The organism is Gracilibacillus orientalis (assembly GCF_900114645.1).
GTDB lineage: Bacteria > Bacillota > Bacilli > Bacillales > Amphibacillaceae > Gracilibacillus > Gracilibacillus orientalis.
The window spans coordinates 36,677-57,044 of sequence record NZ_FOTR01000008.1 but is presented as its reverse complement, the minus strand read 5'-3'; the positions used below and the strand labels follow the sequence as shown (position 1 = coordinate 57,044).

At 38.4% G+C, this 20,368-nt stretch carries 18 protein-coding genes; 15 read left to right on the top strand and 3 right to left on the bottom strand.

What is annotated here, in order from left to right; all coding sequences use genetic code 11:
- Nucleotides 1-2: 2 nt before the first annotated feature.
- The 7 genes from purH (at nucleotide 3) to BM121_RS14540 (ending at nucleotide 8,012) form a co-directional block, all read left to right on the top strand.
- Complete coding sequence (purH, locus tag BM121_RS14570) at nucleotides 3-1,538, top strand: bifunctional phosphoribosylaminoimidazolecarboxamide formyltransferase/IMP cyclohydrolase (protein WP_091484387.1); 1,536 nt, start codon at nucleotides 3-5, stop codon at nucleotides 1,536-1,538.
- 162 nt (nucleotides 1,539-1,700) lie between these two features.
- Complete coding sequence (gene purD, locus BM121_RS14565; RefSeq protein ID WP_091484386.1) at nucleotides 1,701-2,957, top strand: phosphoribosylamine--glycine ligase; 1,257 nt, start codon at nucleotides 1,701-1,703, stop codon at nucleotides 2,955-2,957.
- Nucleotides 2,958-3,065: 108 nt separating this feature from the next.
- Complete coding sequence (locus tag BM121_RS14560) at nucleotides 3,066-3,914, top strand: VOC family protein (protein ID WP_091484385.1); 849 nt, start codon at nucleotides 3,066-3,068, stop codon at nucleotides 3,912-3,914.
- Between the two features lie 365 nt (nucleotides 3,915-4,279).
- The gene (locus tag BM121_RS14555; RefSeq protein WP_091484530.1) at nucleotides 4,280-5,206 is read left to right on the top strand and encodes a WD40/YVTN/BNR-like repeat-containing protein; all 927 of its coding nucleotides are present in this window, start codon (nucleotides 4,280-4,282) and stop codon (nucleotides 5,204-5,206) included.
- Nucleotides 5,190-6,044, top strand: a complete 855-nt coding sequence (locus tag BM121_RS14550; RefSeq protein WP_091484384.1) for a hypothetical protein — start codon at nucleotides 5,190-5,192, stop codon at nucleotides 6,042-6,044. Before BM121_RS14555 ends, BM121_RS14550 begins: the two co-directional genes overlap by 17 nt.
- 26 nt (nucleotides 6,045-6,070) lie before the next feature.
- Nucleotides 6,071-7,417, top strand: a complete 1,347-nt coding sequence (locus BM121_RS14545; RefSeq protein WP_091484383.1) for a DUF2252 domain-containing protein — start codon at nucleotides 6,071-6,073, stop codon at nucleotides 7,415-7,417.
- Nucleotides 7,418-7,499: 82 nt separating this feature from the next.
- Nucleotides 7,500-8,012 (top strand): MogA/MoaB family molybdenum cofactor biosynthesis protein, encoded by a 513-nt coding sequence (locus BM121_RS14540; protein WP_245780817.1) that lies wholly within the window; start codon nucleotides 7,500-7,502, stop codon nucleotides 8,010-8,012.
- A 171-nt stretch (nucleotides 8,013-8,183) separates the two neighbouring features.
- On the opposite strand, the gene moaC is transcribed toward BM121_RS14540, so the two are convergent.
- Entirely contained in the window at nucleotides 8,184-8,669 is a 486-nt protein-coding gene (gene moaC / locus BM121_RS14535; protein ID WP_091484381.1) for a cyclic pyranopterin monophosphate synthase MoaC, read from the bottom strand.
- A gap of 83 nt (nucleotides 8,670-8,752) precedes the next feature.
- Between moaC and modA the strand changes: the two genes are divergently transcribed.
- The 6 genes from modA to BM121_RS14505 all read left to right on the top strand — a co-directional run bounded on the left by modA (nucleotide 8,753) and on the right by BM121_RS14505 (nucleotide 14,602).
- A complete protein-coding gene (gene modA / locus BM121_RS14530; RefSeq protein WP_245780812.1) occupies nucleotides 8,753-9,514 on the top strand; it encodes a molybdate ABC transporter substrate-binding protein in 762 nt (253 codons plus the stop codon).
- The gene (gene modB, locus BM121_RS14525; RefSeq protein ID WP_091484380.1) at nucleotides 9,489-10,139 is read left to right on the top strand and encodes a molybdate ABC transporter permease subunit; all 651 of its coding nucleotides are present in this window, start codon (nucleotides 9,489-9,491) and stop codon (nucleotides 10,137-10,139) included. Before modA ends, modB begins: the two co-directional genes overlap by 26 nt.
- Nucleotides 10,140-10,233: 94 nt before the next feature.
- Nucleotides 10,234-11,976, top strand: a complete 1,743-nt coding sequence (locus tag BM121_RS14520) for an adenine deaminase C-terminal domain-containing protein (RefSeq protein ID WP_091484379.1) — start codon at nucleotides 10,234-10,236, stop codon at nucleotides 11,974-11,976.
- A 188-nt stretch (nucleotides 11,977-12,164) separates the two neighbouring features.
- A complete protein-coding gene (locus BM121_RS14515; RefSeq protein ID WP_091484378.1) occupies nucleotides 12,165-13,208 on the top strand; it encodes a DUF3048 domain-containing protein in 1,044 nt (347 codons plus the stop codon).
- Nucleotides 13,209-13,226: 18 nt separating this feature from the next.
- Nucleotides 13,227-13,523 (top strand): YerC/YecD family TrpR-related protein, encoded by a 297-nt coding sequence (locus BM121_RS14510; RefSeq protein ID WP_091484377.1) that lies wholly within the window; start codon nucleotides 13,227-13,229, stop codon nucleotides 13,521-13,523.
- A gap of 92 nt (nucleotides 13,524-13,615) precedes the next feature.
- Nucleotides 13,616-14,602: a Gfo/Idh/MocA family protein gene (locus tag BM121_RS14505; protein WP_091484376.1), complete on the top strand. Its 987-nt coding sequence runs from the start codon at nucleotides 13,616-13,618 to the stop codon at nucleotides 14,600-14,602.
- An 81-nt stretch (nucleotides 14,603-14,683) separates the two neighbouring features.
- On the opposite strand, the gene ahpF is transcribed toward BM121_RS14505, so the two are convergent.
- Nucleotides 14,684-16,210 carry an alkyl hydroperoxide reductase subunit F gene (gene ahpF / locus BM121_RS14500; protein ID WP_091484375.1) on the bottom strand — a complete coding sequence of 509 codons (1,527 nt, stop codon included), beginning with the start codon at nucleotides 16,208-16,210 and terminating at the stop codon, nucleotides 14,684-14,686.
- Nucleotides 16,211-16,225: 15 nt separating this feature from the next.
- Entirely contained in the window at nucleotides 16,226-16,789 is a 564-nt protein-coding gene (ahpC, locus tag BM121_RS14495) for an alkyl hydroperoxide reductase subunit C (protein WP_091484374.1), read from the bottom strand.
- Nucleotides 16,790-17,414: 625 nt separating this feature from the next.
- On the opposite strand from ahpC, the gene pcrB reads away from it, so the two are divergent.
- Together pcrB and pcrA are read left to right on the top strand one after the other, a co-directional pair.
- Nucleotides 17,415-18,095: a heptaprenylglyceryl phosphate synthase gene (pcrB, locus tag BM121_RS14490; RefSeq protein ID WP_091484373.1), complete on the top strand. Its 681-nt coding sequence runs from the start codon at nucleotides 17,415-17,417 to the stop codon at nucleotides 18,093-18,095.
- A gap of 14 nt (nucleotides 18,096-18,109) precedes the next feature.
- A complete protein-coding gene (gene pcrA / locus BM121_RS14485; protein WP_091484372.1) occupies nucleotides 18,110-20,359 on the top strand; it encodes a DNA helicase PcrA in 2,250 nt (749 codons plus the stop codon).
- Nucleotides 20,360-20,368 lie beyond the last annotated feature (9 nt).

The following is a 20,368-nucleotide window of genomic DNA, read 5'->3' as shown; positions in this document are numbered from 1 at the left end:
CGTTGAAAAAACGTGCTTTACTAAGTGTGTCTGATAAAAGTAATTTAGTCCCTTTTGCAGAAGGGTTAGACAAATTAGGTTATGAACTGATATCAACAGGTGGTACATTAAGAGCATTACATGATGCTGGATTACCTGCAAAAGGTGTTTCTGAAATCACCAATTTTGATGAAATTTTGGATGGTCGTGTAAAAACGTTACACCCATATATTCATGCAGGACTTCTTGCTCGTCGTGATGAAGAATCTCATGTCAAGCAACTGGAAGAGCGTGACATCACACCGATTGATGTTGTCGTTGTCAATCTTTATCCATTTAAAGAAACGATTGCAAAAGAAGGTGTAACAGAAGAAGATGCGATCGAAAATATTGATATCGGAGGTCCAACGATGTTACGATCTGCATCGAAAAACTTCCGTGACGTCACTGTAGTCGTTGATCCATCTGATTATGATGCGGTGTTAGATAACTTAGGTAATAATGGTGGAGCGGTTGAGTTTCGTAAACAACTAGCGGCAAAAGTGTTCCGTCATACGGCAAACTATGACGCTATGATTGCTAACTATTTTGTTGATATAACAGGTGAAGAAGATCCGGAAACATTCACCCAAACGTTCGAAAAAGTACAATCCCTTCGCTATGGTGAAAACCCGCACCAGCAAGCAGCGTTCTATAAAGAAGGAAATGTCAAAGGTGCATCGATTGCCAATGCAAAACAATTGCATGGAAAAGAATTATCGTATAATAACATCCAGGACGCTAATGCAGCTTTAGAGGTTGTGCTTGAATTCCCTGAACAACCGGCGGCAGTAGCCGTGAAGCATATGAATCCATGTGGTGTAGGTATCGGTAACACGATTTCTGCTGCTTTTGAAAAGGCATATGCCGGTGATCCGGTATCAATCTTCGGTGGAATTGTAGCACTTAATCGTGAAGTGGACGAAGCAACTGCCAACCAGTTAAAAGAAATTTTCTTAGAAATCGTAATTGCACCAAGCTTTTCTGAAAAAGCTCTCGAAATCTTGACTGTGAAAAAGAATATTCGCTTACTGGAAACATCCATGCACGTAAACGAAGACGATACGAAGAAAGTAGTTAGTGTAATTGGCGGGCTCCTTGTTCAAGACCGTGATAATGGTAAAGTGTTAGCGGAAGATTTAGAAGTAGTGACTGAACGTAAACCAGATGCAAAAGAGATTGATGAGCTTCTTTTCTCATGGAAAGTGGTAAAACACGTGAAATCTAATGCGATTGTTGTCACAAAAGGGGACCAGACACTTGGGGTTGGTGCCGGACAAATGAACCGTGTTGGTGCTGCTGGAATTGCCTTTGAGCAGGCAGGAGAAAAAACACAAGGTGCCGTAATGGCATCAGATGCATTCTTCCCAATGCCAGACACAGTAGAAAATGCAGCAAAAGCAGGAATCAAAGCTATCATCCAACCAGGTGGTTCCAAGCGCGATCAAGACTCGATTGACGAATGTAATAAACATGGAATTGCTATGGTATTAACCAAAATGCGCCACTTCAAGCACTAAGAAAAAGGAGGATTCTCAAAAAGTTGAGAATCCTTTGCTGTCTAGAAAGTGAGAAAATGTCATATTATTAGGTTTCAATAAAGAACACGATATTCGCAATAATACGATTATAATTCGTAATCATATCATTATCTCATTTTTCGCAAAAATAGGAGGCCTTTCATGAAAGTATTAGTAATTGGTGGCGGTGGTCGTGAGCATATCATCGTCAAAAAACTAAAGCTGAGCAAGCGTGTAACAGAAATTTTTGCCGCACCAGGAAACGGCGGTATTGCACAAGATGCAACTTGTGTTCCAATCAAAGATGATGCGATTGAAGAATTAGTCGCTTTTGCACAGAAAGAAGAAATAGATTGGACTATTGTGGGTCCTGAAGTTCCATTAACCAAAGGGGTAGTAGATGCTTTCCAAGAAAAAAACCTCAAAGTATTCGGCCCTAAAAAAGAAGCTGCTCTTATTGAAGGTAGCAAAGACTTTGCTAAAGCATTTATGAAACAATATGATATACCGACTGCCAAATACCAGACATTTACTGATGTTGAAAAAGCAAAAGCATATGTACAACAAGAAGGTGCACCAATTGTCATAAAAGCAGATGGACTTGCCGCTGGAAAAGGTGTCGTAGTTGCAATGAAAGAGCAACAAGCGTTAGACGCAGTGGACAATATGCTGACCGATAACAAATTCGGGGAAGCTGGAAGCAGAGTAGTTATCGAAGAATATTTAGAAGGAAAAGAGTTCTCCCTTTTTGCTTTGGTTGATGGAGAAAATGTGTATCCTATGGTACCTGCTCGCGATCATAAACGTGCCTATGACAATGATGAAGGTCCAAACACTGGTGGTATGGGTGCTTTTTCTCCGGTACCGGATTTAGACCCAAAACTTGTAGAATTTACGGTTGAAAAAATACTCAAGCCTGTTGCAAAAGGAATGAAAAAGGAAGGTCGTAGATATACCGGGGTGCTTTACGGTGGTCTGATTGAGACGAAAGAAGGACCTAAAGTCATCGAATTTAATGCGCGATTCGGTGACCCCGAAACACAAGTGGTATTGCCTCTTCTCGAAAATGATCTCATTCAAGTAATTGAAGACGTAACTGCCGGAAAAGATCCACAATTTCAATGGAAGAATGGTTATGCGATCGGGACAGTGGTTGCTTCGAAGGGGTATCCTGGTTCATATGCTAAAAATGTGGTCCTCCCAGATCTTAAGGCAAATGATCAGGTATATGTGATCCATGCTGGAACAGGTCAGTCGCAAGATGGATCATTCTATTCAACAGGTGGTCGTGTTCTTCTAGTAGGTTCAATTCAGGACAGCCCGGAACAAGCACAAAAAGAAATCTACCAATATCTGAAACGATTTGATCAAAACGACGACTTTTTCTATAGAAAAGATATTGGATTCTCAAAAGAATGACAGATATAGGAAAGCTACTATTCTTTACAGATTAGTAGCTTTTTCTTGATATCATCCACTTACAAAAGTATAATTGCTTACATAAAGTAATTAAAAAGGAGATTGATTATGAACTTTCATCGTAAACCGATAACGTTTGTCAGCAATGTCACCATAAGAGTACAGGATTTAGCTAGATCGATTGCCTTTTATCAAAAAGTCATTGGATTTGATATATTAGAAAAAACAAACACAACCGCAGCACTTACTGCAGATGGAAAAACAAGTATTCTTACACTTGAACAACCCGAAAATGCAGTGCCTAAACAGGGACGTACGACAGGGTTATACCATTTTGCTATTCTATTACCAACACGAAAAGACCTTGCAAACTTTGTCTTTCATAGTATGGAGGTAGGTTTACCATTGGCATCATCTGACCATTTAGTGAGTGAGGCATTATACTTTTCTGATCTAGATGGAAATGGTATTGAAGTGTATCGTGACAGAGATCCTGCAGGGTGGACGTGGCAAGGTGATCAAGTGAATATGGCCGTTGATCCATTAGATTTTGAGGATCTTTTAAAAGAAGGTGAAAAAGATGCATGGCAAGGGCTGCCGCAAGAGACTGCTATGGGACATATTCACCTTTATGTTGCGGAAATCGGAAATACCAAGCATTTTTATGAAAAAGGACTAGGTTTTGAGACAGTGTGTCAATTCGGTGATCAAGCATTATTCATTTCGACAGGAAAATATCATCATCACATTGGCTTAAATACGTGGAATGGAGTTGGTGCACCTGCGCCATCAGAAAATAGTGCTGGGCTCCAATCTTATACGATCAGCTATCCAACTAAAGAAGCGGTCCATCGTACGATTCAGAATTTAAAGGCAATTGGAGCTTCTGTTGAGGAAGAAGAATACCAAGCTATTACGAGAGATCCGTCTGGGAATAAAATTATTCTAACTTATTAGGGAAGAGCATTATGACACAGTTTTAAAAAATGTTTTGAATTAATGAAGGACAAAAGCAAATGGAAAAATAGAAAAGTGTCCATCATAAGCGAGATGAAGGACAAAAGTAGCGGGGAAATCAGAAAAGTGTCCATCATAAGTGAGATGAAGGACAAAAATAGTGGGAAAACCAAAAAAGTGTCCATCATCATCAAAGCACAGTTCCTCAATTAGATAAGAAAAGGCTTGATCTAAATCAAGCCTTTTCTTAATTTTAACTTTTTGATCATAACGTTCAGATTTAGTTCGTTAAGACTACACAGTCAGTATATATGATTTTAGAATAGCTTTAGGTATCGTATAATGAAGGTGAGGAGGATTACATGGTGCAAAAAGTATTAATAGTTCTTAGTTGTATGATTGGCTTGGCGATTATCATGTCGATGTTTTATTATCAAAGGCGTGAGCCCATTCCTTTACCCTCAGCTATAGTGGAACAGAATCAACCAGATGAAGAAAATGCTACGACTGAAAAAGCTCCGTTAGTTCCGATAAACGTGGAGGATAGAATAGGCTATAGTCTGCAAAATGATGACTTGCAAATTACTTATGATGATGGTAATACATGGACACTAGTCCCTATTGAAAAGGATAAGCTATTTGAAGGTGAATACCAAGGGAATAAAACGGAATTAATAGATAATAGTTTTATTCTTACAGAGAATGATACTGCTTTTCTTTATTCGGAAGGAGTAGTAAAAGTGATTCATTCACAGAATCAGGGGGAAACATGGGATGAAACGGTTGTAAGTGATCGAGTCCCTTCTATCAGATTCCGCAAAGTAGTATTCCTTGATGATCAATTTTGGTATGTTATTTTTTCTGCAGATCGAACGATGTCATCGGAAGTGTCGTTTATCTACATAACTACGAATCAGGGTGAAAGCTGGCAATCTATTAATATCCCGGATACAACAAGACTTATAGCGGATGGTGGTTTTGTCGATGCGAAGACAGGCTTTATGTCCTATGGTACGATTAACCCTCAGGAGCCAAGTTTATATGTGACTAATGACCAAGGTGAAACGTGGGAACAGGCCGTATTTGATATGCCTTCAAAATATGATAGAGTCTTTGTCATTGCCAGAGCACCATTTAAAGAAGAAGATCATCTAGCCCTAATCATGGATCAAGGGCCTAATGGTGACTACTATAGAGACGGATTGATTAGAGCCAAGTTTATTTCAACTGATAATGGACATACATGGGAATTTTCAGAGGAGGTAGAACCGGAAAATGAAGAAGAGGGCTAAGTGGTTCGGTGGCGTCTTTTTTCTGATTGCTGTTGCTTTTCTCTTATTGCAAGTGGGCAGTCTTATCGTTCAATCACACTATCAGGCAGAATATATTGATAACGGTTTATTTTATATATTTAATATTATCATTGTCATTAGTTTAGGATTAAGTCTCTTGTCGATTCTTTCGCTTAAGAAAATGGGAAATGTTATCCTTGTTACTATAGCGAGTTTGATCATTATAGCAAATAGTTATTTGATGTATCAAAGTAATCAAGATATTAAAAATATTACAAGTATCTCACCAGATACCAAGCAAATTTTCTCACTGAAGAAAAATACGAATACGGGTGAAGCAACCTATTATCGCAGTTATTATCGGATATTAGGTCGTCCGAAAGAAGCATTGCCAAGTCCAATTGACAAAGAAGGAGATCTTATGTGGTTAGCGGATGATATTGCTGTTTTTACATATAGAGACAAACAGCAACAGATGCAGCAATTTGTTGGCACATACGGTGATCGTAAAGATAGTTCGTCTTATTCCTATGTTGGCGCTCAAATTTATGGTCAATGGGAAGATGAGAACACGGCAATAACGGTTAATCAGGAAGGTATCACAATTAACCGTCAATTATTCGAATGGGATCAGACTCAACAATATGGTACATTAGCCATTGTTTTATCTGATAATGCGGAAGCAAAATGGACGATTGCATTAGGGGATGATTTTTTCTTTGATGAAAATAACGCAGAACCTCCTACTGGTGAGATTATCTTATATGAAGCAACAACCAAGGATACAGAAGCCATCTCGCTACAATATGAAGGCAACGCATATTCTATGATTCAATGATCAAAAGAGCATGAGGAGAGATTTTGATGGTACATAGCATTCAAACAAAAGTCCAGGAAACAAGTCTATTATTACGGAAGCAATCACTACATACTATATTAGAACAACTAGACAGCTATGTAATGGAACTTTCGAAAAAAGACAGACGTAAAAAATATCACAAAATGAAACAAAATCCATATAGTTTTTATCGAGGTAGTGCCTATCTTTTCTATTATGATGTAACGAAAATCCCATTCAGTTTCCATACACCCGAGCATAAGCCGACATGGATTATGGGTGATATGCATTTTGATAATTTTAGTAGTTTCCAAGATGAAGCAGGACATCTAGTATTTGATGTCGATGACTTTGATGAGGGGTATCTGGGCTCTTATCTTTATGATGTTTTAAGAATGGTGGTCAGCATCCGTTTGCTAGCGGAACAGCAAGGGATTACAGATGAAGAAAATCGTGATGAGTTAGTCACCACTTTTTTGAAAGCTTATCGTAAGCAGATCAAGAAATTTGCCAAACGAGAAGATGACCCGAAAGCATTACATTTCACAGTCGATAATGCGAAAGGTCCTATCAAAAATGTCTTGAATAAATTAGAGGAACGCCAAGCAACACATGAACTGCATAAACAGACCACTGTAAATGATGAGGGAGAGCGCGTCTTTAACCTTGAAAAAGAAAAGCTCGAGAAGGTCTCACCAAAAGAATATAAAGAAATAAAAGAACACTGGGACTACTATTTAGATTCGATTGAATCATCCTTATTTAAAGGAAACGATCATTATCAAATCAAGGACATTGTCAAGAAAACGGGAGCTGGCGTCGCATCCACAGGCCTCAAAAGATATTATGTCTTAATTGAAGGAACAAATGAATTGGATAACGATGACGTCATATTAGAAGTCAAAGAAGCACGTCCAGCGATACCAGCTTATTTTGTGCCATATAATGGAACATTTTGGGACTATTATAAACACCAGGGAGAACGAGTAGTAGCGACTCAAAAAGCGATGCACCATAAAACAGATGCATACTTAGGTCACCTAACGATTGGGAACCGTGAATTTTATGTGCGAGAACGTTGTGCTTACGATAAAGACATCTCACCAAAGCATCTCAATGAATTAAAGCCCATTAAGCAATCCGTCAAAATCATGGGCAAGATCGCAGCGAAAATTCATGCTCGAGCTGACCAAGATATCAATGAGGAATTACTGGACTATCACAGTGAAGACGTTATTTATCAGACGATCGAGGGAAATAAAGATGCATTTATTCAGGAAATGGTATTATGGTCACGTTTTTATAAACGCCAAGTAGAACAGGATTACGAGTTGTTCCTTGATTGGCTAGAAACATATTTCTATAAAAGTTAAAATTATCTATATAAATACATAATCCTTCGAAGGCTGTTAAGCAAATGAGGGATTATGTCTATTTTGTAAAACAAGGAGATTAATCATGCTACAAACACACAAAGCAGAAGCACCACATACAGTGAGTTGTAAAATCATTACTGTTAGTGATACACGAACGAAGGAGACTGACAAAAGTGGTAAGCTGATGCATACATATTTAGAAGATAACAATCATCAAGTGAACGCTTATGATATTGTGAAAGATGAACAAGCTGATATCCAACAAGCCATAGAAAAAGGCATACAGCAGCCTGACATTGATGCGATCTTAATTAATGGCGGCACGGGCATTGCCAAACGAGATGTGACAATCGAAGCGGTCGAGAGCATGCTAGATAAAGAACTACCTGGATTCGGGGAAATCTTCCGCATGCTCAGTTACTTAGAAGATATCGGTTCAGCGGCGATACTTTCCCGCGCTACAGCAGGTGTAGTACAGGACAAAGCCGTTTTTGCAACACCGGGTTCATCTGGTGCCGTAAAATTAGCAATGGAAAAATTGATTATTCCGGAACTGGGACATGTTATGAGAGAGATTAATAAAGACTTATAGATTGCGTGAGTTGGTTTGGGAGAGGAAATGGAAAATAGAAGATATGGAACAAAAGATTGAAGCCAATCCCCAAATGCTATTATCCGAGAATCTGGTCACGACGAATGGAAAGGTAACCTGTTTCAAAGAACAATTATATGTTGATTACTTCGAAACAGGCTACTTATGACCTTATCCTTCTCTCCGATATGTACCGCTTTTTCCGCCGGTTTTTTCAACTAAATAAGTCTGGCCAATTACCATCCCTTTATCAACCGCTTTACACATATCATAAATTGTAAGTGCTGTTATAGAGGCAGCGGTTAAGGCTTCCATTTCAACGCCGGTACTGCCTTTTGTTTTGGCTTCTACCGTTATCACTAATTGATAATTATCCTCTTTATTTTGCCAGTCAAACTGAATATTGACACCACTTAATGGTAATGGATGACACATCGGAATAATGGTCGATGTTTGCTTTGCGGCCATGATTCCGGCCACTTGTCCAACAGAAAGGACATCCCCTTTGCCAATCGTTTGATCGACGATTTTTGTATAAATTTCCTGATTAACAAAAATACTCGAACGGGCTATGGCGATTCTGCTCGTTACCTTTTTATCGGTTATATCCACCATTTTCGCTCTACCTTGTTCATTTATATGAGAAAATTCATCCATTTTATCACCAACCCTCGCCAACATTATACTATAAAAAAACATGTTATAATAGACAGATCATGATCGGAAAGGTACAGATTAAAATGAAGCGAGTTATATACATATTAGTAGCTATCACCTTATTAACCGGATGTCAACCAGAGGAAGAGGAAATAACGATCTCTGCAGCAGCATCCTTAACAGATGCATTACAAGAGGTTGTCCAGCAATTTGAAAAGGAAAATCCTCATATAACCGTTGCCATGAATATTGGTGGTTCAGGAGCATTAAGTCAGCAAATTGTGCAGGGAGCACCTGCAGATATTTTTTTCTCGGCTTCTTTAGATCACTTTGAACGTGTTATGGAAGCAGGATTAATCAAGGAAGGAAATGCGCAAGCTTTATTAACAAATGAACTCGTATGGATTCAACCAAAAGATGAACAATTAGCGCCAACGATTGAGCCATTTAATCAAATAGCGATTGGTACACCAGACACTGTTCCTGCTGGTAATTATGCAAAACAAGCATTGACAGCACAAGGAATCTATAACGAAATAGAAGAGCAACTAATTTTTACCAAAGACGTAAGACAAATTGTACAATATGTGGAAAGTAACAATGTTGACGCCGGAATGGTATATCTTACAGATGCGCTGATCTCTGATGACGTACAAGTAAATGAAACACTGCCAATGGGGGAGTACGATGATATTATATACCCAGTCGGTATCATCGAGAATTCTCAGGCGGTGGAAACCTTTTATCAATATATACAGTCAGAAGAAGCACTTAACATATTTAAACATTATGGATTTCTAGAAATAGATGGTGACATAGATGGAAGCATTTTTTCAACCGATTAAATTATCATTAATTGTATCGGTCATAGCATTAATAATCGTCTTTTTCCTGGGGACTTCAGCAGCATGGTTGATGACTAAGAAAAAGTTTAAAGGAAAAGTCTTGATTGAAACATTATTACTATTACCGATCGTCTTACCTCCTACTGTAATTGGGTTTATTTTAATTATGCTATTTGGTCAAAACGGAATGTTGGGGAAAGTAACGAATCTGCTTTTTAATCAATCGCTTATGTTTACGATTTGGGCAGCTATTATCGCAGCAGTGGTGGTTGCTTTTCCGCTTATGTATCAGTCTGTCAAAACGGGTTTAACATTTGTAGACCGTCATATTGAAGATGCAGCAAGAGTAGATGGTTCCAATGAATGGAATGTTTTTCGGTATATCACATTACCATTAATTCAACGGCCTATTCTTTCAGGGATCATTCTTAGCTTTGCCAGAGCTTTAGGGGAATTTGGTGCTACGTTAATGTTTGCCGGCAATATTCCCGGGCGTACGCAAACAGTACCGATGGCGATCTATGTAGCTTTTGAATCAAATAAAATGACACTAGCATGGGCATGGGTTTTGTCAATCATTGTCGTATCATTTGTTATGTTATTTTTTATACGTAAATCTGACTAAAAAATAGTCATAAATTTGTAAAAAACACACAATGCAAACGCTATCAATGCGTGTTAGAATAAAAGAAAATTACAAAGAAATTGAGGAGATTATAATGAATGATCATTTATATAGATGGCGTAATAAAGAAATTCGTAAGCAAGTAGCCGTTATTGATGGCAAAGAATCACCAACACTTATTTTAAAAAATGCTTATTATTTAAATGTCTTCCTACGAAAATGGTTGGAGGCACATATTTGGATCTATCATGATCGGATTGTATACGTTGGTTCGAAATTACCAAAGTCATTAACAGACACGGAAGTAGTGGATTGTACAGGTAAATATGTAGTACCTGGATATATCGAACCACATGCACACCCATTCCAACTTTATAACCCTTATGAATTAGCGATGTATGCCGGGCAAACAGGCACAACAACAATGATGAACGACAATCTACCATGGCTGTATTTGACTAATAGACAAAAAGCATTTACATTACTAGAAGATTTCATGCAGCTCCCTGTATCGATGTACTGGTGGGCAAGGTTTGATTCACAATCCGAAATAAATGAAGAACAAGAAATTTTCACGGATGAGGAAGTGCAAGCATGGTTACAGCATGAAGCTGTTGTGCAAGGTGGGGAATTAACGGCATGGCCACAAGTGTTACGTGACGATGATCGTATTCTTCATTGGATGCAGGAAGCAAAGCGGCTTCGCAAGCCAGTTGAAGGGCACTTTCCTGGTGCATCCGAGCATACATTAGTAAAGCTAAAGCTGCTTGGTGTCAGCTCAGATCATGAAGCATTATCAGGTGAAGAGGTATATAATCGTCTATCCATGGGGTATCGCGTTGGTTTACGTAATTCTTCGATACGTCCTGATTTGGGGAAATTGTTGAATGAACTGCAGGATCTTGGTATCGATTCTTATGATTTCTTAACGATGACAACAGATGGTTCCACACCTGCTTTTTATGAAAATGGAATAATTAATCAATGTGTTCAAATCGCAATAGACAGTGGTGTTCCGGCGATCGAAGCCTATATGATGGCAACATATAATGCAGCAGAACAATTTCATTTAGAAGAACGACTCGGTGGTATTGCTCCGGGTCGAGTAGCACACCTTAATATCTTATCAGATGTTAATAATGCCACACCTGAATCTGTTATTGCCAAAGGTAAATGGTTAAAAAAAGATGGGCAGTTGATAGATCAAGATGTCGAAATCGATTGGGATAAATATGGATTAGGAGAGCTCGCATTAGACTGGCAGTTAACTGAGGAAGACTTGCAATTCTCGATGCCGGTCGGATTGAAAATGGTCAATGATGTAATCATGAAACCATATCCGATTACAATTGATGCAAATACAGAAGAAATTACGAATTCAACGGATGAATCCTTCTTGATGTTAATCGACCGTCATGGAAAGTGGCGAGTGAATACGATTATTAAAGGATTCACGGAAACGTTAGGAGGATTGGCCAGTTCCTATTCCTTAACAGGTGATATTGTGTTAATCGGAAAAAGTAAATCAGATCTGTTGCTTGCATTTTCAAGAATGAAAGAAATTGGTGGGGGTATTGTTCTTGTACATGAAGGAAAAGTAATTTTTGAATTACCGTTACAAATTGCTGGTATGATGTACAAAGGCAAAATGCCAAAACTGATAGCAGAAGACAAAAGATTAAAAGAAATTCTCATCGATCATGGCTATCAATATGTGGATCCTCCTTACAATTTACTATTTTTATCATCGATGCACTTACCTTTTGTCCGAATTACACCACTAGGTATTATCGATGTGAAGAAAAAAGATATACTTTTTCCAGCGATTATGAGATAAGGAAGATGTAGAGCGCTCTTAGGAACTCACTTAGTTGAAGTTAGACATCTATGAATATACAAGAAAAGAGGTTGGCTATTAGTCAACTATCCTCTATAATAGAATTAGATCTATCGGCATGCAGTGAATTAGCATGCCGATATTGCGTTTTTACTATTTTTAGATGATAAGAAAAGGTGGCCTTTTTAATGAAGAAATTATGTGTTCTTTTTATGATTGTATTATGTTCATTAGTGGCATGTTCTCATAATGAAGAAGCAACAAACGAGCAGGAAGAACCAGAAGAAATTGTGGAAGAGGAACCGGCAGATCCTGAAACAACGGAGAAACCAGAGCATGTATATCCTTTAACAGGCCTTGGATCTAATGAAGAATTGACAGATCGCATGATTGCTATAATGGTCAATAATCATCCAAAAGCAAGACCGCAAACAGGACTTTCTCAGGCAGATATAGTGTTTGAAATTCTTGCTGAAGGTAATGTTACTAGATTTATGGCACTTTTCCACAGTAATATTCCTGATCGAGTCGGACCTGTCAGAAGTGCAAGACCATACTATTTTAATCTAGCAAACGATTATAATGCCATTTATGTATATCATGGTGCTGCGGATCATATTGAAAATATGATCCAAACAGGTGCAGTAAAAGGTTTAAATGGCATGTACTATGATAATGATAAGGTGTTATTTGAAAGATCACCTGATCGTAATCCACCACATAACTCGTATACTTTGTTTGATGGCATCTATCAACGAGCAGAGGAACAAGGATACGAACTTGAAGCAGCGTATCAACCAATGACATTTTCAGATGAAGAAGATGTAGAAGGTGAAATAGCTACTGATATAAGCTTTCGATATGGAAGTAATAGTGTAAGCTACCAATACGATGAGGTGGCGGACAAATATCTGAGATTTAGTGACGGTGTACAAACAGTAGACAATGCGGACAATTCTCCAATTCAATTGGATAACGTACTCATTATCGAAACAGCCCATCAAGTAATAGACGATGAAGGAAGACGTGAAATTGACTTTGCATCTGGCGGAAATGCTTTATTACTACAGCAAGGTAAAGTGCAAGACGTGCAATGGGAACGAAAAGATGGTAGAATAATCCCAACAAAAGATGGAGAGCCTGTTCCGTTTGTTCCAGGACAAACTTGGATCAATGTGATTCCTACAAGTCCTGGTATTGATGGTGTGGAACTATCAAGTGCGACGGAGTAAAAAGGAGAGATGTATACCATGCAAATCGATAAATTGCGTGGCAAACAATTAGATCAATTATTTGATGCTATTTTAACGCTAGAAGACCGGGAAGAATGTTACCGCTTTTTTGATGATATTGCAACAATGAACGAAATTCAATCACTTGCGCAACGCCTGCAAGTAGCCAAAATGCTTGATGAAGGCAGAACATATACAGCGATCGCGGAAGAGTCTAGCGCGTCCTCGACAACTATCTCTCGAGTGAAGAGATGCCTTGCATATGGTACCGATGGATACAGTATGGTGTTGGACCGATTAAAGGAAAAAGAGTAAACTAAGGAGTGCCTCTTGTGACGAGAGGGACTCTTTTTCGATGCTGAATGAAAGCGTCGTGAAAATGAACAAAAACATGGAGGTAGGATATAATGATTCGCTTTGGGGTTATTGGTACGAATTGGATTACCGATCGATTTATTGATGGAGCAAGTAAATTAGATAATTTTCAATTAAATGCTGTTTATTCAAGAACGGAAGAAAAGGCAACAGAATTTGCGAGTAAGTATAATGTGGAGCATACATATACAGATCTAAATGAGTTGGCAAGCAGTGAGAATATTGATGCTGTTTATATCGCTTCGCCAACCGCATTACACAGTGAATATGCGATAGCTTGTATGCAAGGTGGTAAACACGTTATTGTGGAAAAACCTTTTGCTTCCAATGAACAGGAAGTACAAGCAATGATCGATACTGCAAAACAAACCAATGTTACGCTTATGGAAGCAATGAAAACGACTCATGTACCCAATTTCAAGCTCATTCAAGAAAAATTGGATGAAATTGGACCGGTTCGTCGCTTTGTTGCAAACTTCTGTCAATATTCCTCCCGCTATGACAAATACAAAGAAGGTATTGTATTAAACGCATTTAAGCCAGATTTATCCAATGGGTCATTGATGGATATCGGTGTCTATTGTATTTATCCGATGGTGGCGTTATTTGGTGGTCCAGATCGTGTAAAAGCTACAGCCTATTTGCTGGAATCGGGTGTTGACGGTGAAGGAACGGTGACAGTGGACTACCCTTCCTTAAATGGTGTCTGTATGTTTTCTAAAATAACTAACTCTTCTATCCCTTCAGAAATTCAAGGGGAAAAAGGATCCATCGTGATAGGAAAGTTTTCTGATATGAGTGATGTGAAAATCTTGTATAAAGATGGTTCTGAAGAGATTTTAGATGCTGGGCAAGAAGAAAACACGATGTATTATGAAGCAAAATCATTTATCGAATCAATAGAAAATAATGAAATAGAAAATAAAGTGAATACATGGGAAAACTCCTTGGAAACCATTCGAGTCCTAGATCAGGCTAGAAAAGAAATCGGAGTAGTATTTCCAGCTGATAAAAAGTAACGCTTTTTTTAAAATAAAAAAGTATATTTTAATAATAGAAAGAGGTTGTCACTCTAACAAAAGGTGACAACCTCTTTCAAATTAATTTCGAATGATATGATCGAATGCGCCTAGTGATGCAGTGGCACCAGATCCCATGGAAATGATGATTTGCTTATAAGCACTGTTCGTACAGTCACCTGCAGCAAACACACCAGGGATACTTGTTGTACCATGGTCATCGACAACGATTTCGCCAAATTTATTTAATTCAACCGTGTCTTGTAACCATTCAGTATTTGGTACGAGACCAATTTGAATGAAGACACCAGCAAGCTCAATACTTTTCTCTTCTTCTGTTTCACGGTCTACATATTTGAGTCCTTCAACTTTATCTGAACCATAAATTTCAGAAGTCCTTGCGTTTGCAAGTACTGTTACATTGGATAAGCTATATAGGCGATCCTGTAAAACATTATCTGCTTTCAGTTCTGGAGCGAATTCAATTAATGTAACGTGTTTAACAATACCTGCGAGGTCAATTGCTGCTTCGACACCAGAGTTTCCACCACCGATTACGGCTACATCTTTTCCTTCAAAGATTGGGCCGTCACAGTGTGGGCAGTAGGCAACCCCTTTGTTTTTGAATTCTGCTTCACCAGGAACGCCGGTATTACGCCAACGTGCACCAGTTGAAAGGACAATGGTTTTACTTTTAAGTGTTGCACCGTTTTCCAATTCAAGCTCAAAAAGGTCTTTTTTCTGTAAAGACTTCGCACGCATCGAGTTCATGATATCAACCTTATAATCACGAACATGCTCTTCCAAGTTAGCAACTAGTTTAGGACCTTCTGTATAAGTGGTAGTGATGAAGTTTTCAATACCAAGTGTATCTTGAACTTGTCCACCAAAGCGTTCTGCTACGATACCAGTGCGAATACCTTTACGAGCAGCATAAATGGCAGCACTAGAACCAGCAGGACCTCCACCAACTACTAATACATCATAAGGATCTTTATCATTTAGCTCAGAAGTGTCAGCACTGCTTCCTAATGCTTCCAGAATGCTTTCAATTGTTTGTCGACCATCCACAAATTGTTCTCCATTCAAGTAAACAGACGGAACAGCCATAATATCTTTACTATCTACTTCTTCTTTAAAAGCAGATCCATCTACCATCGTATGGGTGATGGCAGGATGAGCAACACTCATAATGTTAAGTGCTTGAACGACATCAGGACATTTTTGGCACGATAAGCTTACATATGTTTCAAAGTGTAGTGGACCTTCTAGTTTTTTGATTTGTTCTATAACAGAATCATCAACTTTTGGTGGACGTCCACTCACTTGTAAGAGTGCTAACACGAGTGAAGTGAACTCATGACCAAGTGGAACACCAGCAAAAATTATACCAGTGTCCTCACCGGCACGATTTATACTAAAACTTGGAGTGCGATCAAATGAGCCTTTCTCCACTGTGATTTTATTAGACATGTTTGCAATTTCTTTTACTAATTCGTCTACTTCTTTTGAAACATCTTCAGAACCAATGCTTGTCTTAATGACAATATCATTTTCTAACAGTTTCAAATATTCATTAAGCTGTGATTTTATTTCTTGATCAAGCATTCTGACCCTCTTTTCTTATATTTTCCCTACTAGATCAATACTTGGTTTAAGTGTTTCGCCGCCTTCTTCCCATTTAGCCGGGCACACTTCACCAGGATTGCTTCGTACATATTGTGCAGCTTTAATTTTATTAACTAGTGTACTAGCGTCACGGCCAATACCTTCTGCGTTAATTTCTGCTGCTTGGATAACACCATCAGGGTCAATAATGAAAGTTCCGCGATCAGCTAGACCTGCATCTTCACGTAGTACATCAAAGTTTTGAGAGATGATGTGTGAAGGGTCTCCAATCATTGTATATTCGATAGTACCGATGGCATCAGAGCTTTCGTGCCATGCCTTATGGGTAAAGTGAGTGTCTGTAGAAACAGAGTATACTTCTACACCTAACTTTTGTAATTCTGCATATTGATTCTGTAAATCTTCCAATTCAGTAGGACACACGAATGTGAAATCTGCGGGATAGAAACAAACAATGCTCCAGGTTCCTTTGAAATTTTCTTCTGTTAGATCTACAAAATCACCTTGACGAAATGCAGATGCTTGAAATGGTAGTACCTCTTTTCCAATTAATGACATAATGATTGTCCTCCTTATGTATGTGCTTTTTTATTTTTTTGAATACTTATTCTTTGAATAAAAAGTATTCATTACACACCAAACATTATTATAAAATAAATAACCTTATATGTGTAATGATATAATTATAGTTCATAAATTCGTTGAAATAATTCTTTTCATTCTACCATTTTGAACGTAAAATTCATTGTTTATTCACAATGGAGCGAATTAAATGAATCACCAGTTGTCTATCGGTGACTGGTTTTCAACTGAGTTTTTATTAATTACTGGATGATATAGTAATATAGAAGTAAGCATAAAGCGTTATATTTTATTACAGGAGGGAATGATTGTGAAAGACGAGAAAAAACAGCTTGCATAGGAATATCTACACACGTTTCTTTTATTAAGGGAACGTGTGAATTTAATTTTAGTAGGTTAAGTAAGGTATAGTGATATAATTTTGTCCGTAAGACTCTTCTCCTGCTCCCTCTCATCTTCCTTTTGTCCACGATTACAAAATCCCCTTACAAACGATTGTGACGTTTTCTTAAATTCTTTTCCAATATCATTCTAAAAAGGTGTATATTTTTGCTATAATGAAATAATGGATATAGAATCTTCATTATTGGAGGATCAGATTGTGTATAATATCGACGAATGGAAACATATCTTCAAGTTAGATCCAGCCAAAGAGATCTCTGAAGAAATGATAGATAAAATATGTGAATCAGGCACAGATGCCATTATGGTCGGCGGTACAGATGATGTAACATTAGATGGTGTATTGCAATTATTAAGCGGCATCCGCCGTCATACGGTACCTGTTATTTTAGAGATATCCAATATCGAATCTGTTACACCAGGTTATGATTATTACTTTGTGCCATTGGTGTTAAACAGTCAAGATAAAAAATGGATGATGGATATACAACATCAAGCGGTACTTGAATATGGCGACATTGTTAATTGGGACGAGATGTTTGCTGAAGGATATTGTATTATGAATGATAAGTCAAAAGTCTATCAGCATGCTAATTGCAACCTGCCTTCCAACGAAGAAACGATTGCCTATGCAAGAATGGCAGAGCATTTATTCCGCTTACCTTTCTTTTACTTGGAATACAGTGGTACATACGGTGATCCGACACTAGTAAAAACAATCAGTCAGGAACTCAACCATACGAAATTAATTTACGGCGGTGGTATTGCAACAAAGGAACAAGCCGCTGAGATAAGTGCATATGCCGATATCATAGTGGTCGGCAACGCACTATATGATAACCCGAAAGAAGCGTTAAAAACGGTGAAAGCAACAAAATAAAGGACGGTGTAACAATGAGTCGGATGATGCAAGACTTGTTAAAAGGATTAAATAAAGAACAGCGCGAAGCTGTACAGCATACAGAAGGAGCCTTACTAATCATGGCAGGGGCAGGAAGTGGAAAAACCCGCGTATTGACCCACCGTATTGCTTATTTGTTAGATGAAAAGGAAGTTTCACCCCGAAATATTTTAGCGATCACCTTTACAAATAAAGCGGCACGTGAAATGAAAGAAAGAATATCCGGCCTTGTAGGACCATATGGAGCCCATATGTGGGTGTCCACCTTCCACTCGATGTGTGTACGTATCCTGAGACGAGATATTGACAGAATTGGATACAGTCGAAACTTTTCCATATTAGATAGTAGTGATCAGCTCACCGTAATCAAAAATATCGTTAAGGATAAAAATATCGATGCTAAGAAGTTTGAGCCGAGAGCGATACTCGGTGTGATTAGCGGTGCGAAAAACGAACTTATTACACCTGAAAAGTTTGCAGAATCAGTGAACAATTTCTTTGATCGTCAAGTTTCGGAAGTGTATAGCGAATACCAGCGGCGATTGCGTAAAAATCAAGCACTGGATTTTGATGATTTAATTATGCAGACGATACACTTATTTAAACGAGTCCCGGAAGTATTAGAGTACTTTCAGCGTCGTTTTCAATATATTCATGTTGACGAGTACCAAGATACCAACCATGCGCAGTATTCATTAGTGAAACAACTGGCAGCACGTTTTCAAAATCTCTGTGTTGTCGGCGACTCTGATCAATCGATCTATGCATGGCGTGGTGCTGACATTTCCAATATTCTTTCTTTTGAAAAAGATTATCCGTCTGCTCGTGTCGTCATACTGGAACAAAATTACCGTTCTACAAAGTCAATTCTCCAAGCTGCCAATCAGGTAATCGAAAACAATATGGGTAGAAAACCGAAAAATCTATGGACTGAAAATCAGGATGGAAATAAAATTCGTTATTTTCAAGCGTCAACAGAACGAGAAGAAGGATTATTTGTTGCGGATCGGATTGAAGAATTAATCCAGGAAACTAAACATACGCATAAAGATATTGCGATTCTTTACCGTACGAATGCTCAGTCACGTGCGATAGAGGAAACCTTTATGAAAGCAAATATTCCGTACCAAATGGTCGGGGGCACTAAGTTCTATGATCGTAAGGAAATTAAAGATTTGCTTGCTTATTTACGTTTAATTGTCAATCCTGATGATGATATTAGCTTTGTCCGTGTCGTTAATATACCAAAACGAGGTATCGGAAAAACATCGCTGGACAAGCTCCAGGCTTATGCTGCGGCACATGATATTTCATTATACACGACAGTGCAAGAAGTAGATTTTGTCGGTGTCAGTGCTAAAGCAGCAAAATCATTAATGGAGTTTGGCCAGATGATTAAAAATTGGACACAGCAACAAGAATTTCTATCCGCAACTGACATGGTCAAAGAAGTCATTGATAAAACAGGCTACGAAGAAATGCTTCATAATGAACGCAGCATTGAAGCACAAACACGTCTGGAAAACATTGAAGAATTCAAAACCGTTACGAAACATTTTGAGGAAACAAATGAGGATAAAACGTTAGTCAATTTCTTGACTGATTTAGCACTGGTTTCAGATATAGACCGCATGGACGATGATCCAACTGCAGATGACAGTGTAACGATGATGACATTACATGCGGCAAAAGGGCTAGAGTTTCCAGTTGTATTTCTAATTGGAATGGAAGAAAGTGTCTTTCCACATAGCCGTTCGATGATGGATGAGGAACAAATGCAGGAGGAACGACGCCTCGCTTATGTAGGGATTACCAGAGCAGAAGAACTGTTGCACGTCTCCCATGCGAAGATGCGGACATTATTTGGACGAACGAATATGAACCCTATAAGTCGCTTTATTGATGAACTTCCAGCCGACTTAGTAGAGGGGAAAGAAGAATTACAGGAATCGATGTTTGGCTCACAGTCTGGGCGAATGGCTATTCAAAATCAGGACTTACCGTTTGAAAAACAACAAATGGAAAAACCGAAGCGTAAACCGATTCGTTATGTTAATGAAACAACTGGTGGAGAAAAAGAAGCCTGGAATGTAGGCGACAAAGCTACGCATAAAAAATGGGGGCAAGGAACAGTTGTAAAAGTTGATGGTTCCGGCGATGCGATGGAATTAGACATTGCCTTCCCAGCACCAACAGGAATTAAACGACTGCTCGCTAAATTCGCCCCAATTACGAAGGTGTAAAAAGGAGGT